This is a genomic window from Actinomadura sp. NPDC048394 (assembly GCF_040651755.1).
Taxonomy (GTDB): Bacteria; Actinomycetota; Actinomycetes; order Streptosporangiales; family Streptosporangiaceae; genus Spirillospora; species Spirillospora montaniterrae.
Genome location: NZ_JBEZJL010000178.1, coordinates 1 through 2,141, shown reverse-complemented (window position 1 = coordinate 2,141; position 2,141 = coordinate 1). Strand labels below are relative to the sequence as shown.

Genomic DNA, 2,141 nt, shown 5'->3' with positions numbered 1-2,141 from the left:
ATGGAATTGGTGAACGCGCTCTCCGCCATCGCCACTGAACTCGCCACCAGAGACGCCCCCGAATCAGCCGCCGCCTGCCTCGAACTCACCGAAACGCTCGCGGCCGCAGCAGATATGCAGGAAAGCGCGCTCGCCGGATTCATCGGCCGAGTCGACGCCACCGGGGAGCAGCAGCGGTGGGGATTCCCCTCCACCCGGGCCTGGCTCCGATCCCGCCTCGGCATGCGCGAAAGCCGCGCCAAAGAACGCCTCACCCTCGCCCGGCAGCGGCACCGCCTGCCCCAAGTAGCAAAGCGACTGGCGGCCGGGGAGCTGTCCTTCGGCTACGCCACCACGGTGGCTGACTCGGTCGCCCGCCTGGACGACACCGACTGCGCCGAGGCAGAAGCCACACTCCTCGGGTTCGTCGATCAAGGCTTCTCCGCCGGGAAGGTCGCCACGTTCGGCCATCGCATCCGCGATGTCATCGCCGAACGCGACGGCACCGAAGACGCCCCGGATGAGGACACAAAGCGTGGTTACGCCAAGTCCTGGCTCACCACGACACGTTCCTTGGACGGCGGCCGGTACGTCAAAGGCTGGCTGAACCCCGAGGACGCCGCGATCTGGGACGGCACCCTAGCTCCGCTGGCCAAGCCGGCCGGACCCGAAGACCGCCGCGACGTGGCTGAGCGAACGGCGGCGGCACTGTCGAGCGTGCTGGCGGGCGGGCACAAGGCCACCAAGGTCACCGTGATCTGCGACCTGGAGACGCTCACCGGCGGCAACGCCCCCGCCCGCCTGACCGACGGGACGCCGATCCCCGCCCCGCAGGCGCGCCGCATCGCCCTCGCCGCCGGAGTCTCACCCCTCCTCCTCGGACGCGGAAACACCCCGCTGTACCTGGGCCACCGGGAACGATTCGCCAGCGCAGCCCAACGGCAGGTGCTGGAAACGCTCTACCCCTCATGTGCAGTGCGAGAGTGCGAGATTCCCGGCACGCTGTGCGAGGTGGACCACGTCAATGGGTGGGCACTCGGACACTCGCCCACTGACATTGATCAGCTCGCCCTCACCTGCGGGTGGCACAACCGGTTCAAACACACCCGCCCCGACCAGGTCCAGATCACCAAAGATCAAGACGGGCGCTACGTCTACCGGCTGCTACCACCACCCGACGCCCGAGGGGCAACGGGACCACCCGGCGGCAACGGGCCACCCGATAGCGCCCTCGACTGGGCCGCGTAACGATCACACCGGCATCACCATCACCTCATCAGCGGATACATCGGGTCCGGGCTCGGGTGGTGGGCGGGTAGCGTCGTCGGCATGATCAACTGTTGGCTCGTGCGGGCGTTCGTCAACGCTGAGGGGGCGCATGGCAATCCGGCGCTCGTCGTGGTGGAACCGGAGGGGAACTCGGTCACTGCCGTGCAGCGCCAAGAACTGGCGACGCGGCTGGGCGTTCCCGCCACCGTATTCGTCCAGGACACAACGGCTGGACGGGTCAGCATTCACAGCAATTACGGGCAGTCGATCCGGTTCGGTGGTCACCCGCTTCTGGCCACCGTGGAGGCGTTGCACCGGATCGGGAAGGCTCCGAAAGAGCTGGTTCCGGAAGCCGGGCCGGTGTCGTGCCGCCGGGACGAAGACGGCACGGTGTGGCTCACGGCGCCGGCGCGCTGGTCGAAGCCGTGGCGGCATTACCAAATGGGTAGCGCCGCCGAGATCGACGCGCTGACCGGCCTTCCCGAAGGTGAGGACTTCACGCAGGTGTGGGCTTGGGAGGACCAGGAGGCCGGGCGGGTGCGGGCGCGTTTGTGGGCGCCTCGGATCGGCAAGGGCGAGGACGAGGCGTGCGGCAGCGCGTCCATGCTGCTGACCCTGAAACTCAGCCGTGGCCTTGAGGTTCTGCACGGGCGTTACCGGGCCATCATCCGTACACGGCCGGTGGACGATGTGCGGGTGGAATTGGGTGGGCGTTGTGCGGTCGAATCGCCTGGGGAGGATGTCTGCGCCGCACTTGATGAGCTTTACATCGGTCGATGATGTAGAGCCGCTCGACACCCCTTACGGAAGGGGGTGGTGGGGTGGCGCGACCCGGGGGCGGGGCAGGCGGAGCCTGCCCCCATCACCTGCCCAGGGGCCGCAGAGGCTCCAAA

2 protein-coding genes are annotated in these 2,141 nt (G+C 68.2%); both read left to right on the top strand.

Annotation, left to right across the window (positions count from 1 at the left end; all coding sequences use genetic code 11):
- A partial coding sequence (locus AB0C78_RS50690; RefSeq protein WP_360763028.1) for a DUF222 domain-containing protein occupies positions 1 to 1,227 on the top strand: 1,227 nt, incomplete at its 5' end.
- An 81-nt stretch (positions 1,228 to 1,308) separates the two neighbouring features.
- The gene (locus AB0C78_RS50685; RefSeq protein WP_360763025.1) at positions 1,309 to 2,028 is read left to right on the top strand and encodes a PhzF family phenazine biosynthesis protein; all 720 of its coding nucleotides are present in this window, start codon (positions 1,309 to 1,311) and stop codon (positions 2,026 to 2,028) included.
- Positions 2,029 to 2,141: the final 113 nt, after the last annotated feature.